This window comes from Streptomyces sp. NPDC050549 (genome assembly GCF_040655035.1).
Lineage (GTDB): Bacteria > Actinomycetota > Actinomycetes > Streptomycetales > Streptomycetaceae > Streptomyces.
The window spans coordinates 18,501-33,860 of the sequence record NZ_JBFAJD010000022.1 but is presented as its reverse complement, the minus strand read 5'-3'; the positions used below and the strand labels follow the sequence as shown (position 1 = coordinate 33,860).

At 71.6% G+C, this 15,360-nt stretch carries 18 protein-coding genes; 5 read left to right on the top strand and 13 right to left on the bottom strand.

Features of this window, described 5'->3' with window-relative positions:
- Positions 1 to 26: 26 nt before the first annotated feature.
- From AB0I51_RS28650 to hisD, 9 genes are all read right to left on the bottom strand, one after another.
- Entirely contained in the window at positions 27 to 617 is a 591-nt protein-coding gene (locus AB0I51_RS28650; RefSeq protein WP_362979927.1) for a helix-turn-helix domain-containing protein, read from the bottom strand.
- A gap of 125 nt (positions 618 to 742) precedes the next feature.
- The gene (gene hisF / locus AB0I51_RS28645; RefSeq protein ID WP_362979925.1) at positions 743 to 1,498 is read right to left on the bottom strand and encodes an imidazole glycerol phosphate synthase subunit HisF; all 756 of its coding nucleotides are present in this window, start codon (positions 1,496 to 1,498) and stop codon (positions 743 to 745) included.
- Complete coding sequence (locus AB0I51_RS28640; protein ID WP_362979923.1) at positions 1,495 to 1,893, bottom strand: RidA family protein; 399 nt, start codon at positions 1,891 to 1,893, stop codon at positions 1,495 to 1,497. Before AB0I51_RS28640 ends, hisF begins: the two co-directional genes overlap by 4 nt.
- Positions 1,890 to 2,615: a bifunctional 1-(5-phosphoribosyl)-5-((5-phosphoribosylamino)methylideneamino)imidazole-4-carboxamide isomerase/phosphoribosylanthranilate isomerase PriA gene (priA, locus tag AB0I51_RS28635; protein WP_362979921.1), complete on the bottom strand. Its 726-nt coding sequence runs from the start codon at positions 2,613 to 2,615 to the stop codon at positions 1,890 to 1,892. The genes AB0I51_RS28640 and priA overlap by 4 nt, the downstream gene beginning before the upstream one ends.
- 3 nt (positions 2,616 to 2,618) lie before the next feature.
- Complete coding sequence (gene hisH, locus AB0I51_RS28630; protein WP_362979919.1) at positions 2,619 to 3,266, bottom strand: imidazole glycerol phosphate synthase subunit HisH; 648 nt, start codon at positions 3,264 to 3,266, stop codon at positions 2,619 to 2,621.
- A complete protein-coding gene (locus tag AB0I51_RS28625; RefSeq protein WP_200811998.1) occupies positions 3,257 to 3,421 on the bottom strand; it encodes a hypothetical protein in 165 nt (54 codons plus the stop codon). Before AB0I51_RS28625 ends, hisH begins: the two co-directional genes overlap by 10 nt.
- Complete coding sequence (hisB, locus tag AB0I51_RS28620) at positions 3,418 to 4,011, bottom strand: imidazoleglycerol-phosphate dehydratase HisB (protein WP_043675308.1); 594 nt, start codon at positions 4,009 to 4,011, stop codon at positions 3,418 to 3,420. The genes AB0I51_RS28625 and hisB overlap by 4 nt, the downstream gene beginning before the upstream one ends.
- Positions 4,008 to 5,117, bottom strand: coding sequence for a histidinol-phosphate transaminase (locus AB0I51_RS28615; protein WP_362979916.1), 1,110 nt, complete (start codon positions 5,115 to 5,117; stop codon positions 4,008 to 4,010). The genes hisB and AB0I51_RS28615 overlap by 4 nt, the downstream gene beginning before the upstream one ends.
- The gene (hisD, locus tag AB0I51_RS28610) at positions 5,114 to 6,436 is read right to left on the bottom strand and encodes a histidinol dehydrogenase (protein ID WP_362979914.1); all 1,323 of its coding nucleotides are present in this window, start codon (positions 6,434 to 6,436) and stop codon (positions 5,114 to 5,116) included. Before hisD ends, AB0I51_RS28615 begins: the two co-directional genes overlap by 4 nt.
- A gap of 170 nt (positions 6,437 to 6,606) precedes the next feature.
- On the opposite strand from hisD, the gene AB0I51_RS28605 reads away from it, so the two are divergent.
- The 4 genes from AB0I51_RS28605 to ybaK all read left to right on the top strand — a co-directional run bounded on the left by AB0I51_RS28605 (position 6,607) and on the right by ybaK (position 10,716).
- The gene (locus AB0I51_RS28605) at positions 6,607 to 8,184 is read left to right on the top strand and encodes an oxidoreductase (RefSeq protein WP_362979912.1); all 1,578 of its coding nucleotides are present in this window, start codon (positions 6,607 to 6,609) and stop codon (positions 8,182 to 8,184) included.
- A 140-nt stretch (positions 8,185 to 8,324) separates the two neighbouring features.
- Positions 8,325 to 9,446 carry a hypothetical protein gene (locus AB0I51_RS28600; protein ID WP_362979910.1) on the top strand — a complete coding sequence of 374 codons (1,122 nt, stop codon included), beginning with the start codon at positions 8,325 to 8,327 and terminating at the stop codon, positions 9,444 to 9,446.
- An 11-nt stretch (positions 9,447 to 9,457) separates the two neighbouring features.
- Positions 9,458 to 10,201, top strand: a complete 744-nt coding sequence (locus tag AB0I51_RS28595) for an LON peptidase substrate-binding domain-containing protein (protein ID WP_362979908.1) — start codon at positions 9,458 to 9,460, stop codon at positions 10,199 to 10,201.
- An 8-nt stretch (positions 10,202 to 10,209) separates the two neighbouring features.
- On the top strand, positions 10,210 to 10,716 hold the full coding sequence (gene ybaK, locus AB0I51_RS28590; RefSeq protein WP_362979906.1) for a Cys-tRNA(Pro) deacylase: 507 nt from the start codon (positions 10,210 to 10,212) through the stop codon (positions 10,714 to 10,716).
- A gap of 234 nt (positions 10,717 to 10,950) precedes the next feature.
- Here ybaK and AB0I51_RS28585 read toward each other — a convergent pair whose 3' ends face one another.
- The 4 genes from AB0I51_RS28585 to AB0I51_RS28570 form a co-directional block, all read right to left on the bottom strand.
- The gene (locus tag AB0I51_RS28585; protein ID WP_362979904.1) at positions 10,951 to 11,640 is read right to left on the bottom strand and encodes a DUF2567 domain-containing protein; all 690 of its coding nucleotides are present in this window, start codon (positions 11,638 to 11,640) and stop codon (positions 10,951 to 10,953) included.
- Between the two features lie 34 nt (positions 11,641 to 11,674).
- Positions 11,675 to 12,502: an ABC transporter permease gene (locus AB0I51_RS28580; protein ID WP_362979902.1), complete on the bottom strand. Its 828-nt coding sequence runs from the start codon at positions 12,500 to 12,502 to the stop codon at positions 11,675 to 11,677.
- Between the two features lie 64 nt (positions 12,503 to 12,566).
- Complete coding sequence (locus AB0I51_RS28575; protein ID WP_362980134.1) at positions 12,567 to 13,538, bottom strand: ABC transporter ATP-binding protein; 972 nt, start codon at positions 13,536 to 13,538, stop codon at positions 12,567 to 12,569.
- A 123-nt stretch (positions 13,539 to 13,661) separates the two neighbouring features.
- Positions 13,662 to 14,885, bottom strand: coding sequence for an NYN domain-containing protein (locus tag AB0I51_RS28570; RefSeq protein WP_362979900.1), 1,224 nt, complete (start codon positions 14,883 to 14,885; stop codon positions 13,662 to 13,664).
- Between the two features lie 224 nt (positions 14,886 to 15,109).
- Between AB0I51_RS28570 and AB0I51_RS28565 the strand changes: the two genes are divergently transcribed.
- The gene (locus AB0I51_RS28565) at positions 15,110 to 15,277 is read left to right on the top strand and encodes a hypothetical protein (protein ID WP_362979898.1); all 168 of its coding nucleotides are present in this window, start codon (positions 15,110 to 15,112) and stop codon (positions 15,275 to 15,277) included.
- The last annotated feature ends 83 nt before the right edge of the window (positions 15,278 to 15,360 follow it).

Below are 15,360 nucleotides of genomic sequence, written 5' to 3'. Positions count from 1 at the left end.
AGACGCGGGATCTCAGACGCGGGATCTCAGACGCGGAACGGGAAGCCGTACGTGTGCACCGCGACGTTCTCGCGGCCCTCGGTGTCGCCCGCGGCGACGGCGGCCCGGCCGCTCTCCTCGTACTTGCGGACGACCGCGTACATCTCCTTGGACAGCTCGGCCAGTTCGGCCGGGGTGAGCCGCAGCAGCCACTCGGAGTTGTCGGACGCCGATGTCCACTCGTCGCTCCAGTGGGCACGCTCCTCGAGGTAGCGCCGGTACATGTCGACGTGCTGATCGAAGAACAGGCGGCTGGCCGCGCTGTGTGCGGCGGCCTTCTCCGGGGCGTCCCGGAAGTCCTCGTCGTGGATGCTCAGGCCCTCCGAGGCGGGCTGCCACCACCGCTCCCGTCCGTCCCCGCTGCGCGGTTCGGCCTCCTCGATCAGCCCGTGCTCGGCCAGCTTGCGCAGGTGGTAGCTGACCAGTGAGGGAGCCTCGTCGACCTGGTCGGCGAGCTGGGAGGCGGTCGCCACCCGGTTGAGGATCAGCAGCCGGTACAACTGCGCCCGCAGCGGGTGCGCGATGGCCTTGAGGGTGCCCACGTCCTTGATCCGGCGGTCTCTGTCTCTGTCGGTCACTCCCCCAGAGTAGATACGAAAGGAATATTGCACAACTTTTCTTGCGCAATATTCCTTGCATATCTGCTCGCAAGTAAGCCCCGACCGCCAGGCGATCGGGGCTTACAACGCCTCCACAGGAGGGGTCACCTCACCGGGTGCCCGGCCTCCCGCAACGCCTGCTTGACCTCGCCGATCCGCAGGTCCCCGAAGTGGAAGACCGAGGCGGCCAGTACCGCGTCGGCGCCCGCCGCCACCGCCGGCGGGAAGTCGGCCAGCTTGCCCGCACCGCCGGAGGCGATGATCGGCACGGTCACGTGCTTGCGGACCGCCGCGATCATCTCCAGGTCGTAGCCGTCCTTGGTGCCGTCCGCGTCCATCGAGTTGAGCAGGATCTCCCCGGCGCCCAACTCGGCGGCCCGATGCGCCCATTCGACGGCGTCGATGCCGGTGCCCTTGCGGCCGCCGTGGGTGGTGACCTCGAAGGATCCGCTGTCAGTCCTCCGTGCGTCGACCGACAGCACCAGCACCTGCCGCCCGAACCGCTCCGCGATCTCCCGGATCAGATCGGGGCGCTCGATGGCCGCCGTGTTGACGCCGACCTTGTCCGCGCCCGCGCGCAGCAGCTTGTCCACGTCCTCGGCCGTGCGGACGCCGCCGCCGACCGTGAGCGGGATGAAGACCTGCTCGGCGGTGCGGCGGACCACGTCGTACGTCGTCTCACGGTTGCCGGAGGACGCGGTGATGTCCAGGAAGGTCAACTCGTCGGCGCCCTCGGCGTCGTAGACCTTGGCCATCTCGACGGGGTCGCCCGCGTCGCGCAGGTTCTGGAAGTTGACGCCCTTGACCACCCGGCCGTTGTCGACGTCCAGGCAGGGGATGACTCGTACGGCGAGGGTCACGAGGAACCCTCCCCTCGGTACGCCTCCACCTCGACCTCGACGACCAGGCTCGGGTCGACGAAGCCGGACACGATGATCATGGACGCGGCAGGCCTGATCGCGTCGAACAGCTCCTTGTGTGCGCGGCCCACGTCCTCGACGTCGCGGGCGTGGGTGATGTACATACGAGTGCGCACCACATCGGTGGGGCCGAGGCCCAGCTGCTCCAGCGCCGCGAACGCGACGTTGAACGCGTTGACCGTCTGCTCGTAGGGACCGCCCCCGGCGATCTCGCCGTCCACTATCGACGTGCACCCGGAGACCAGCACCAGGCCGTTCGGCAGCTCCACCGCGCGGGAGTAGCCGAAGGCGTCCTCCCAGGGCGCGCCGGTCGACACGCGTCGTAGCTCGGTCACCGGGCCACCGCCTCCAAGGCCTCTTCCAGGGTGAACGCCTTCGCGTAGAGGGCCTTCCCGACGATGGAGCCCTCGACACCGAGGGGTACCAGCTCGGCGATGGCCCGCAGGTCGTCCAGGGAGGACACGCCCCCGGAGGCCACGACCGGGCGGTCGGTCGCCGCGCAGACGTTGCGCAGCAGCTCCAGGTTGGGGCCCTGGAGGGTGCCGTCCTTGGCGATGTCGGTGACCACGTACCGGGCACAGCCCTCGGAGTTGAGGCGGTCCAGCGTCTCGTAGAGGTCGCCGCCGTCGCGGGTCCAGCCGCGGCCCCGGAGGGTCGTGCCGCGTACGTCGAGGCCGACCGCGATCTTGTCGCCGTGCTCGGAGATGACCTTGGCGACCCACTCCGGGGTCTCCAGGGCGGCGGTGCCGAGGTTCACCCGGGTGCAGCCGGTGGCGAGGGCGGCGGCGAGGGTGTCGTCGTCGCGGATCCCGCCGGACAGCTCGACCTTGATGTCCATGGCGCCGGTGACCTCGGCGATGAGCTTGCGGTTGTCTCCGGTGCCGAACGCGGCGTCCAGGTCGACGAGGTGCAGCCACTCGGCGCCGGAGCGCTGCCAGGCGAGGGCGGCCTCCAGGGGGGAGCCGTAGGAGGTCTCGGTCCCGGACTCGCCGTGGACGAGGCGGACGGCCTGGCCGTCGCGGACGTCGACGGCGGGGAGGAGTTCGAGCTTGGCCATGGTCTACAGGGTTCCGATCCAGTTGGTGAGCAGCTGCGCTCCGGCGTCGCCGGACTTCTCGGGGTGGAACTGGGTGGCCCACAGGGCGCCGTTCTCCACGGCGGCCACGAAGGGCTTGCCGTGCGTCGACCAGGTCACCAGGGGGGCGCGCATCGCCGGGTTGGAGACTTCGAGGGACCAGTCGTGGACGGCGTAGGAGTGCACGAAGTAGAAGCGCGCGTCGGCGTCCAGGCCCGCGAAGAGCCGGGAGCCCGCCGGGGTGTCCACGGTGTTCCAGCCCATGTGGGGCACGATCTCGGCCTGCAGCGGCTCGACCGAGCCGGGCCACTCGTCCAGGCCCTCGGTCTCCACGCCGTGCTCGATGCCCCGCGCGAACAGGATCTGCATGCCCACGCAGATGCCCATCACCGGGCGCCCGCCGGCCAGGCGGCGGCCGACGATCCAGTCGCCGCGCGCGGCACGCAGGCCCTCCATGCAGGCGGCGAAGGCGCCGACGCCCGGCACCAGGAGCCCGTCCGCGTTCATGGCCTTGTCGTAGTCACGCGTTATCTCGACCTCGGCACCCGCGCGCGCGAGGGCGCGCTCGGCGGAACGGACGTTCCCGAAGCCGTAGTCAAAAACGACTACCTTCTTCGCTGCGCTCAATTCCACACCTCCAGCCTCATGACACCGGCGACCAGGCACATCGCGGCGGCGATGGAGATCAGCACGATGAGCTGGCGCGGCATCTTCTGCTTGACGAAGGAGTAGACCCCGCCGAGCAGGAAGAGCCCGACGACGATGAGGAGGCTCGACAGGCTGGTCACAGCGCGCCCTTCGTGGAGGGGAGGATGCCGGCCGCACGCGGGTCGCGCTCGGAGGCGTACCGCAGGGCGCGGGCCAGCGCCTTGAACTGGCACTCCACGATGTGGTGCGCGTTGCGCCCGTACGGCACGTGCACGTGCAGCGCGATCTGGGCCTGGGCCACGAAGGACTCCAGGATGTGCCGGGTCATCGTGGTGTCGTACTCGCCGATCATCGGCGCCATGTTCTCGGGCTCGGTGTGCACGAGGTAGGGACGGCCGGAGAGATCAACCGTCACCTGGGCGAGGGACTCGTCCAGCGGGACCGTGCAGTTGCCGAACCGGTAGATCCCGACCTTGTCGCCGAGCGCCTGCTTGAACGCGGCGCCCAGGGCGAGGGCGGTGTCCTCGATGGTGTGGTGGGAGTCGATGTGCAGATCGCCCTCGGTCTTCACGGTCAGGTCGAACAGACCGTGCCGGCCGAGCTGGTCGAGCATGTGATCGTAGAAGCCGACCCCTGTCGACACGTCGACCTTGCCGTGGCCGTCGAGATCGATCTCGACGAGGACCGACGTCTCCTTGGTCGTCCGCTCCACACGTCCTACGCGGTTCATGTGCTCTGCTCCTTCATCAACTCACGGACCGCGTCGAGGAACGCGTCGTTCTCTTCGGGGGTTCCGGCGGAGACCCGCAGCCACCCCGGGATGCCGTTGTCCCGGACCAGGACGCCCCGGTCGAGGATCGCCTGCCAGGCGGTGTGGGAGTCGGCGAACCGGCCGAACTGCACGAAGTTGGCGTCGGACTCGACGACTTCACAGCCGAGCGCCCGCAACTCGCCCACCAGCCGGTCCCGTTCGGACTTCAGCTGCTCGACGTACCCCAGCAGTGTGTCGGTGTGCTCCAGGGCGGCCAGCGCGGTCGCCTGGGTGACGGCCGACAAGTGGTAGGGCAGCCGTACGAGTTGGACGGCGTCGACGACCGCCGGGTGCGCGGCGAGATAGCCGAGGCGCAGCCCCGCCGCGCCGAACGCCTTCGACATGGTGCGGGAGACGACGAGATTCGGCCGACCTTCGAGCAGCGGCAGCAGCGAGTCGCCGTGGCTGAACTCGATGTACGCCTCGTCGACGATCACCATGGACGGCTTGGCGGCCTGGGCCGCCTCGTACAGCGCGAGCACCGTCCCGGGCGGAACGGCGTTGCCCGTGGGGTTGTTGGGGGTCGTGACGAACACGACGTCGGGCTTGTTCTCGGCGATCCAGCGCTCGGCGGCCGGGAGGTCGATCGTGAAGTCCTCGTTGCGCGGCCCGGAGATCCAGCCCGTGCCCGTGCCGCGCGCGATGAGCGCGTGCATCGAGTACGACGGCTCGAAGCCGATGGCGCTGCGGCCGGGGCCGCCGAAGGTCTGCAGCAGCTGCTGGATGACCTCGTTCGATCCGTTGGCCGCCCACACGTTCTCGACGCCGACGCGGTGACCGCCGGTCTTCGTCAGGTAGTTGGCCAGCCCGGCGCGCAGCTCGACCGCGTCCCGGTCCGGATAGCGGTTGAGGCCGCGGGCGGCCTCGCGGACCCGCTCGGTGATCCGCTCGACCAGCGCCTCGGGCAGCGGGTAGGGGTTCTCGTTGGTGTTCAGCCGTACGGGGACGTCCAACTGGGGCGCGCCATAAGGGGACTTGCCGCGCAGTTCGTCCCGTACGGGAAGATCGTCGATTCCGAAGCTCACTTGCCGGGCACCTTCCAACCGAACCTTGCCTTGACCGCCGCGCCGTGCGCGGGCAGGTCCTCCGCCTCCGCCAGCGTCACCACGTGATGCGCCACGTCGGCCAGCGCGTCCTTCGTGTAGTCGACGATGTGGATGCCCCGGAGGAAGGACTGCACGGAGAGGCCGGAGGAGTGGCAGGCGCAACCGCCGGTCGGCAGCACGTGGTTGGAGCCGGCCGCGTAGTCGCCGAGCGAGACGGGCGCCCAGGGTCCGACGAAGATCGCACCCGCGTTGCGCACCCGGTCGGCGACGGCGGCCGCGTCCGCGGTCTGGATCTCCAGGTGCTCGGCGCCGTACGCGTCGACGACCCGCAGGCCCTCGTCGACGCCGTCGACGAGGACGATCGCGGACTGCCTGCCCGCGAGCGCCGGGGCGATCCGGTCCTCGATGTGTTTGGTGGCCGCGACCTGCGGTTCGAGTTCCTTCTCGACCGCGTCGGCGAGCGTCACGGAGTCCGTGACCAGGACGGCCGCGGCGAGCGGGTCGTGCTCGGCCTGGCTGATCAGGTCGGCGGCGACGTGCACCGGGTCGGCGGTCTCGTCCGCGAGGACCGCGATCTCGGTGGGACCGGCCTCGGTGTCGATGCCGATCCTGCCCGTGAAGTAGCGCTTGGCCGCGGCGACCCAGATGTTGCCGGGCCCGGTGACCATGTTGGCGGGCGCGCAGGACTCGGTGCCGTGGGCGAACATCGCGACGGCCTGGGCACCGCCGACGGCGTAGACCTCGTCGACGCCGAGCAGTGCGCAGGCGGCGAGGATCGTCGGGTGCGGCAGACCGCCGAAGTCCGCCTGCGGCGGGGAGGCGAGCGCGACGGATCCGACGCCGGCCTCCTGGGCGGGCACCACATTCATGATCACGGACGACGGGTAGACGGACCGTCCACCGGGCGCGTACAGCCCCACCCGGTCGACCGGCACCCACTTCTCGGTGACCGAGCCGCCGGGCACGACCTGGGTCGTGCGGGTCGTGCGGCGCTGTTCGCGGTGGACGAGACGGGCGCGCCGGACGGACTCCTCAAGGGCCGCGCGCACGGCCGGGTCGAGCTGCTCCAGTGCGTCACTGAGCGCTTCGGCCGGGACCCGTACCGATTCCAGCCGCACGCCGTCGAACTTCTCGGCGAAGTCGATCAGCGCCGCGTCGCCCCGATGATGCACGGCCTCGCAGATCGGCCGCACCTTCTCCAGGGCGGCCGAGACGTCGAAGTCGGCTCGGGGCAGCAGGTCGCGCAGGGCGGGCCCGTCGGGGAGGGCGTCGCCGCGCAGATCGATTCGGGAGATCACGAACCAATTCTCTCAGACGGCGATCGGGCGTCGTCCGCGCGTATCAATGGCTGATACAGAACGTGGCCGGAACCCGGAAGATCCCCTTCACGTCTAGTGTTCCGGGCGTTACTCAGCGGGCATGAACAGCTGTGCGAAACCCGTGAGCAGTCGAGAGGGATGACAGAGCAGTGACCGAGGGTGCCGGCCTCCGCGCGGGGGATGTGCCGGACGACGTGACCGCCGCCGAGGCCGGGATGTGGCAGGCCTTCCGCAACGGCAGTGTGTACGACCTGAGCAGCGGCGACAACGTCGTCGACGATCCGCACGGCGGACATCCGTGGGGCCCGGAGCGGACCGTACGGGCACGGTTCGTGTGCTGGCTCCTCCTGGACGGCCCGCCCGCACTGTCGGGCCGGGTGGCCTCGCTGAAACTCACCGGAGTGCAGATCAGCGGCACCCTGGACCTGGCGGGCGGCACGATCACACCCTTCGTCGAGCTGAAGGGCTGCCGCTTCGAGCACGAGATCCTGCTGCCGGAGGCCCGCTTCCAGACCGTACGGCTGGTGAACTGCTCGGTGCCGCGGCTGGAGGCGGCGCGGGTGCACACGGAGGGTGACCTGCATCTGCCGCGCTGCCGCTTCCACAACGGGGTACGGCTGACCGACGCGCACATCGGCACCGATCTGCTGCTCAACCAGGCGATCGTCTACCGGGACCGCACAGGCCGCTCGATCGCCGCCGACGGCATGACCGTAGGACAGGATCTGCAGGCCGAACTCCTCGAATCGCACGGCGAGTTGAGCCTGCGCAGCGCGAAGGTCGGGGTCTCGCTGAGCCTGCGCGGCGCCCGGCTGGCCAACCCGTACTCGCGGCTCGCCCTGAACGCGCCGCAGCTGACCGTCGGCCGCACCCTGTACCTCACCCCGGCGGGCGTCGGCGGCCCCTGGCTGAGCGGCACCACGCCCGCGCGCGGGACCCGCATCCAGCGCTTCACGTGCCAGGGCGGGGTGCGCCTGGACGACGGGCGGTTCGGGGACGCGGTGGACCTGGAGCGGGCCCGGTTCACCTTCACCGACGACCAGGAGCTGTCACTGCTGCGGATCCAGGCGCCCGAGCTGCGCTTCCTCGGGGAGAGACCGCAGCGCGGCAAGGTCGTGCTGTCGGGGGCGCGGGTCGCCAACCTCATCGACGGCAAGGACAGTTGGCCGGGCCCGGGCAACCTCCACATGGGCGGCTTCGTGTACGAGAACCTCGTGCCGCAGGGCCCGTTCCCGCTGGAGGCCCGCCTCGACTGGGTGACCGCCGCGACCGCCGAGTACAACCCGGAGCCGTACGAGCGGCTCGCGACCGTGCTGCGCAACGCCGGTGAGGACGAGGACGCGCGCGAGGTGCTGCTCGCCAAGCAGCGGCGGCGCCGGGAGAGCCTGCCCGTCGCGGCCAAACTGTGGGGGTTCGCGCAGGACTGGACGGTCGCCTACGGGTACCGGCCGGGCCGGGCCGCCGTATGGATGGCGGTGCTGTGGGCGGCCGGTTCGCTGGCCTTCGCGCACGCGAACCACGTGCCGGTGAACAGCGGCGGGCATCCGCCGTGGAGCCCCGCCCTGTTCGCGCTGGACCTGCTGCTGCCGGTGATCGACCTGGGGCAGGTGGGCCAGTGGCAGTTGCACGGGGGCTGGCAGTGGCTGTCCGTGGCGCTGATCCTGCTGGGCTGGATCCTGGCGACGACGGTGGCGGCGGGGGCGACCCGGCTGCTCAGGCGCGGTTAGCGGGCGCCTGGCACACAGCATTCGAACAGGTGAGTAAAAGTCACCTTTTACCTGGGCTTGACCGAGACGCGTACAACTTTCCACGGGGTGCTCAAACGGTCTGGCGCACTCCGGATCCCGGTCCTTCAATGGTCGGCACCATGGCTCTGCTGCGCGCTTTCGTCCGTACCGCCCGGATGGCAAGGAACACCTCGCGGCTCGCCGCCGGACTCCCGGCCGACGACGAGGTCCTTCTCGACGCGCCCGACGACCGGCTCGGCCCCGCGCTGGTCGCGGCCGGCCGCGGCGAGTACGGGCCGGCCGCCGAGCTGCTGGCCACCACCCGCGCCGCCGCCGAGTGGGAGGACCGCGACCGCTGCACCCGCAGGCTCGCGGCCTTCGCCCGCTCCCGTCCCGAGTGGCTGGCCGACTGGCGCGCCGCCGCCCCGCACGACCCCGACGCGCTGCTGGTCGGCGCCCAGCTGGCGGTGGACCGCTGCTGGGAGTCGCCGGCCCGCGCCGAACTGCTCGGCGAACTCGGCCCGTCGATCACGGCTGCGGCCGAGGCCGAACCGCGCGACCCGGTGCCCTGGCGGATCGCCCTGGACCACGCGCGGGGCACCCGCGCCGGGCACGCCGCCTTCGAACGGCTGTGGGGCGAGGCGGTCCGCCGCTCCCCGCACCACTACGGCTGCCACGTGGCCGCCCTCCAGTACCTCTCGGCCGCCTGTTGCGCCCAGTGGGACGGCACGCCCCACACCGCGCGGCCCTCCCACCGCGAGTGCTTCGACTTCGCCGAACGGGCCGCACAGGACGCCCTGCCCGGCTCGCTCGTCCAGGCGCTGCCGGTACGGGCCGCCTTCGCCTGTCTGACCGACGGCTGCGGCGCCACGGTGCCGCGCGCCCGGCTGGACGCGGCGGCCGACCTCGCGATCGCCCTCTCGGCGGGCTACCCCACGGCCGACCCCTGGCCCGCGGAGGTCCGCAACCTGCTGGCCTACGTCCTCATCCGCCTCGAACGCTGGCCGGACGCCCTCGACCAACTGCGCCTGATCGGCCCGTACGCCACGTCCTTCCCCTGGGACCGGATCTCGGACGACCCGCTCGGCCAGTTCCTGGAGGTGCGCGACGGGGTGCGGATAGCGGTGGCCTCGCAACTGCCGCTGGGCGGGCCGGTTCCGCCCCGTCTCACGGCGGTTCCGGGGCCGCCGTGGGGCTTCGAGGACGCGCCGCCGTATCCACGGAGTGAGCACGACGGTCGCGCCCGCTCCGGCGACCACTAGGCTTTTGCGCCGTGACCACCGTCCGGCTGCCGCTCTTCCCCCTGAACTCGGTTCTGTTCCCGGGGCTCGTGCTTCCTCTGAACATTTTCGAGGAGCGCTATCGCGCCATGATGCGCGAACTGCTCAAGACCCCCGAGGAGGAACCGCGCCGATTCGCCGTCGTCGCCATCCGTGACGGCCACGAGGTGGCCCCGACCGCCCAGGGCATGCCGGACCAGACCGCCGTGCCCGAGCGCGGGCCCACGGCCGGCTTCGGCCCCGACCCGCTCAAGGCCTTCCACTCGGTGGGCTGCGTCGCCGACGCGGCCACCATCCGCGAGCGCGCCGACGGCACCTTCGAGGTGCTGGCGACGGGCACCACCCGGATGCGGCTGCTCACCGTCGACGCCTCGGGCCCGTTCCTGACGGCCGAGCTGGAGGAGCTGCCCGAGGAGAAGGGCGACGAGGCGGGCGCGCTGGCCGAGGGAGTGCTACGCGCGTTCCGCCAGTACCAGAAGCGCCTCGCCGGCGCCCGCGAGCGCTCCCTGTCGACCGGCGACGCGGAACTCCCCGACGAACCGGCGGTGGTGTCGTACCTGGTAGCCGCCGCGATGATGCTCGACACAGCAACCAAGCAGCGCCTTCTCCAGGCCCCCGACACCGCCTCCCGCCTGCGCGACGAGCTGAAGCTCCTGCGCTCCGAGACGGCCATCATCCGCAACCTGCCGTCCCTGCCCGCGTCGGACCTGACGCGCAACCCGACGAGCCTGAACTGAGACCCGCGATGGCGAAGAAGCCCAGGAAACAGCAGCCCCAGTCCGGCGGCACTCCGGCGACCGTGGCCCTGACGGCCGCCGGAGTGCCGTACGAGGTGCACGCCTACGACCACGACCCCGCCCACCCGTCCTACGGCGAAGAGGCGGCCGAGGCGATGGGTGTCTCCCCCGACCGCGTCTTCAAGACACTGGTCGCGGACGTGGACGGCGCGCTGACCGTGGCCGTGGTCCCGGTGGCGGGCCAGCTCGACCTGAAGGCACTCGCGGCGGCGGTGGGCGGCAAACGCGCGGCGATGGCCGACCCGACCCTCGCCGAACGCACCACGGGCTACGTCCGCGGCGGCATCTCCCCCCTCGGCCAGCGCAGGAAGCTCCGCACGGTCCTCGACGACTCGGCCGCCGCCCACCCCACCATCTGCGTCTCGGCGGGCCGCCGCGGCCTGGAGGTCGAACTCTCCCCCGAACACCTGGCAACCCTCACGTCAGCGGTACTGGCGCCCATCGGGCGTGCGTGACCCCTCGACGTCGGCCCCGTCCTCGGTTAAGCACAAGGGGCATGTCGAAGAAAACCAGGAAACGGAAGTGGCGCATCAAAAAACGCCGCTCGAACCATGGACACCGGCCGGCGTAGGTCTCTCAGCCCGTCCGGCGTTTGAGGACGAGGCCGTTCAGGCCGACGCAGGGGCCTGGGGGCGGCAGCCCCCATGGACGGGACGGGCAGGGGCGGCGGGGCGAAGAGCCCCCCGCCCCTACGACAGCGGCGCCCCGTAAACGTCGGTCGGAACACCTTGCGGCTCCGGATCCCGCGGCCCGAACAGCGCGGTCAGCCCGAGATGAACGACCAGCGCGGCGACGGACCAGGCCAGCAGCGCCCCCTTCGCCCCCAGCTTCAGCGGCGCGGAGAACGTGACCCCCTTGCCCACGGACTTGGCGTGCGCGAGGACGTCCTTCGTCGGGCCCAGCCACATCCCGAGCCGCCACGCGAGCAGCGAGGCCAGCAGCCCGCCCACGGTCAGCGCCACCACCAGCGGCACTCCCCCGCGCCGCCGCAACAGGAACGCGGCGAGGGCGCTGAGCACCCCGAAACCGACCGCGAGCAGAGTGAACGTTCCGTCCACCCCCACCGCCTGCTCACCCTCGGAATCCTTGAGGTAGACGACCCAGCTCTTGTCGACCACGTCCCCGACCAGCGGCACATGCGGTGCCAGCCACCACCACAGCAGCCCGAGCAGCACCCCGGCGAGCGCCACGACGACCGTGGCGACCACGGCCTCGATCACCTCGGTCTTCAGTCCGGGGCCGTCCTGCCCGTAGGACGCTTCCTGCGGGCCGTGCACGGGATACCCGGCGCCCGGGGTCCCCGGGTCGCCCGGCGGCTGCCACGGGTCGTGCGGGGACTGGTCACGCGGCGGCGGAGGCGGAGTCAGCGGTGCGGTCACGTTGACATCGTGCCAGGCCCGGCTGTGCGGCGCGTCACCGGACGGCAGCCCGACGGTAGGCCCAGGCCGCGACGGTCAGCGAAACGACGCCGACCGCGGCGCATACCGCGAGGTCACCGAGGACGAGCGCCCAGTCGGGGTGCGCCGCGAAGGTCTGCGCGAAGGCCTCCACGCCGTACGTCGACGGCACCAGATCCCGCAGGAACCGCACCGCTTCCGGCATCCGATCAGCCGGCAGCACACCCAGCAGCAAAGCCGCAGACATACCCAACTGCCCGAGCAGTGTGGCGAGTTCGGGGCGCGGCGCGAGCAGCCCCAGAGCCGCCCCGAGCCCGGCGAGCGCGGCCCCGGCGAGCGGGATCACCGCCGCCAGGATCCAGATGTTCCCCATCGGCAGCCCGAACAGCACACACCCGAAGACGGCGGTGAGCGCGGTCCCCGGCACGGTGAAGGAGGCGTACGCTCCCGCCGCGCCCAGCACCACGGCCGCGGGCGGTACCGGCAGGGTGGCGTAGTGGTCGAGCCCGCCGCTGCCGCGCAGCTGGCCGAAGTACTGCGCGAGCAGGTTGAGCCCGACGTAGGCGACGACCAGTACGGACGCCCCGGCGACCACGAACCGGGCGTCGTGGCTGCCGCCGTCGACGACCCCGCGCATCATGACCAGGATGCCGACCGACTGGAAGGTCGCCACAAAGAGCAACGGGATGCGCGCGACCCGCGCCCGGGACAGCTGCGCCCGGTACACGGCGGCCAGGGAGGGCCACAGCCGCGCCCTCGGCCCCAGCTCGGCAGCGCCTGACCCTGCGTCCTCCGGCACGGCCAGCGGGCCGCTCGGCAGAACATCGGCGGATACGACACTCACGTCGCGCTGCTCCTCTCGACGCCGGCAGTCGCCCTGTCCCATACGGATACGACGGCCCGTGTACTCATGCCTTCACCAGCCCCTGTCCGTTTCCGCCCAGCGTCAGATACACGTCCTCCAGGCTGGGCGTGGCCAGGGTGAAGTCGTCCAGGGCGGCGAAGGCGGCCCCGCCGGTCACCGTGGCGACGGCCACCCGGGCCTCCTCGGGGGCGAGCCTGAGCGTCCAGCGGCGGCCGGACTCGACGGCCCGGTCCCGCAGCGCGGCGACCTCCGGGACGTCCAGCGGCGGCTTCTCCCGCCACACCAGCTCGACCCGCACCTCTCCGGCGACCTGTTCCTTGAGCCCGGCGGGGCTGTCGCAGGCGATGACCCGGCCCTGGTCGAGGACGGCGACCCGGTCGAGGACGGTCTCGGCCTCGATGACGTTGTGGGTGACGAGCAGCACGGTGGTCCCGCGCTCGGCCCGGCGCCGGTCGACGGCGGACCACACGGCCCGGCGCGCCACCGGATCCATCCCGGTGGTCGGCTCGTCGAGCACCACCAGCGGGCGCTCCCCGACCAGCGCGGCGGCCACACACGCCAGCCGCCGCTGCCCGCCGGACAGCTTCTTGAGCGGCCGTCCGGCAATGGCCGTAAGACCCAACTCGTCCAGTACGGCGTCCCGTTCGGCCCGTGCCTCGCGCAGTTCCAGGCCGCGCAGCCGGCCGGTGGTCTCGGCGGCGAGCGACACGGTCAGTTCGTCGAGCGCGGAGGACTCCTGGCCGAGGTAGGCGAGGATCCGCGCGGCCCGCTCCGGGTGGCGCACGATGTCGTGCCCGAGGATCTCGACGCTGCCGGCGTCGGGCCGCATGAGCCCGGTGAGCTGGCGTACGAGGGTGGACTTGCCGGCGCCGTTCGGGCCGAGCAGTCCGAAGATCTCGCCCCGGCGGATGTCGAGGGTCACCGCGTCGGTGGCCCGTACCTCGGGGGCTCCCGGCGCACCGCGCCGTCCGCGCACCGCCGGGTAGGTCTTGCTGAGTCCGCGCACCGCGCACACGACATCCCCACCGTGTCGAAGTGCCTGTCCCGCGCGCGTGCTCACGTGGACGAGACTACGGGGTCCGCGGCCCCCGCCCGCCCGCGGGTGGGTCGAGAACCGCAAATACCCCGGTAAAGAGCGTCAATCCCCCGCGGGGGCGTGCTCGGCCGCCGTGCGGACGTCGATCTCGCGCCAGAACCCGGCCCGGATCGCGTACCGGTCGTGCTCGTCGATCTGGTCGTCCTTGTGGGCGAGGAGTCCGAAGCGGGCCGCGTAGCGCAGCAGCTCCCCGTCGATGCGGTGCGGGACGCGGGGATACATTCCGGAGAGTTTCTGCAGGTGGGCGTCCTGGTCGCCGAGCCGGCCCATCCACCGGCGGGCGAACACCTGGCCCACCTCGAAGGGGTCGCCGCCGACCGTGGTGATGTCCTCCTCGCGGTCGGCCCAGCGCTGCTCGGCGGTGGTCAGCTGCGCCAGCGTCGGCATCGAGGCGACCTCGGGCGGCTCGGCGGCGCCGCCCGGCCGGTCGACCCACCCTTTGTCGGAGGACCAGCGCAGGGTCGCGCTCGCGGGATGCTGCGCGGGCGCGGCGGCCCCCGGGGCCTTCAGGCTCGCCAGGTCCTTCGGAGTGGGCACGCCCTTGGGCGCGGGCACCCGCTCCTGCGTGCCGTTCTCCGAGCCGGCCTCCGCCGTCGTGTGCTCACCCTCCTCGACCACCCGCTCGCGCGCCGTGGGCGCCGACTCGGGCAGCGGCGCGGAGAGGATCGCCGCGATCTCCGGCCTGGGCACGGGCTGTGGTGCACACACCCCGCCGAGATCCTTCGCCCGTACGGCCTTGGTGATCCACGTCCGGTCGAGCACCCGCCGCTCGTCGGCCTCGGCGACCAGGTCCTCGGACTGGTTGTAGTCCCCGTCCGCGGCCTGCACGGCCCACAGGTGTACGGCGACGCCGTGCTCCTTGGCGGCCATCATGCCCGGCAGCAGATCGCCGTCGCCGGTGACGAGGACGACGTCGGAGCAGGCGCGGTTGCGGGCCAGTTCGGTCAGCTCGGCGTGCATGGCGGCGTCGACGCCCTTCTGCGCCCAGCGGCCGTCGCTGCGGGTCAGCGCGCCGAGGCGGACGGTGACCCGGGGCATCACGCGCAGCCTGCGGTGCTCGGGCTGCGGGACGCGGTCGGGGGCGCCGTCGAACCAGTAGATGCGGAGCAGTGGCCGTTCCGTGTCGGACTCGGCGCGCTCGCGCAAGCCCTGGATGAGGGCGGCGTGATCGACGGTGATCCTGGAACGCGAGGGCTCTCCGGCGAGGAGACTGGCCGCCGCCCCCAGCAGGTACCCGGCGTCCACCAGGACGATGCAGCGGTCCACGCGACTCACCCTCTTCCCGGTCGGTTCACTTCGGGCTTGCTTCGAGTCTGCCCGACCGCGCAGGGGTTAACGGCCCGAACTCGATCTTCGGCGTGGCGTTTCGGGGCTTCTCTCTCGCATCAACCATGTCACACACGGTAATTATCCGAAATGCGTTCTTCGTCGGCCTATGTGAATCTGGTCGCGGCCCTGGCCCCTAGATCCCCCTCAGGAGGCAGATCACCATGGCCAAGAACAAGAACCGTGACCGTAAGCAGTCGTCGCAGTCGGAGCGCGCCCAGGAGCAGGCCACGTCGTCCTCGATGGAGGCACAGGCCGAACAGCGCATATCCCAGGCGACGCCGAGCGACATGGCCCGCAAGGGCAAACAGAAGCGCTTCGGCCACAACTGACGCCCGCATCAAGGATTGTTGAACGGCTGAGGGGCGCATCCGTTGGCGGATGCGCCCCTCAGCCACTTCTGCAGGTCCGTTGC

Bases quoted from the DNA above. Each gene is read 5' to 3' on its own strand.
- priA (WP_362979921.1), bottom strand. From the start codon at position 2,615: ATGGCCAAGCTCGAACTCCTCCCCGCCGTCGACGTCCGCGACGGCCAG.
- AB0I51_RS28565 (WP_362979898.1), top strand. From the start codon at position 15,110: ATGGCCAAGAACAAGAACCGTGACCGTAAGCAGTCGTCGCAGTCGGAG.
- ybaK (WP_362979906.1), top strand. From the start codon at position 10,210: ATGGCGAAGAAGCCCAGGAAACAGCAGCCCCAGTCCGGCGGCACTCCG.
- hisB (WP_043675308.1), bottom strand. From the start codon at position 4,011: ATGAACCGCGTAGGACGTGTGGAGCGGACGACCAAGGAGACGTCGGTC.
- AB0I51_RS28600 (WP_362979910.1), top strand. From the start codon at position 8,325: ATGGCTCTGCTGCGCGCTTTCGTCCGTACCGCCCGGATGGCAAGGAAC.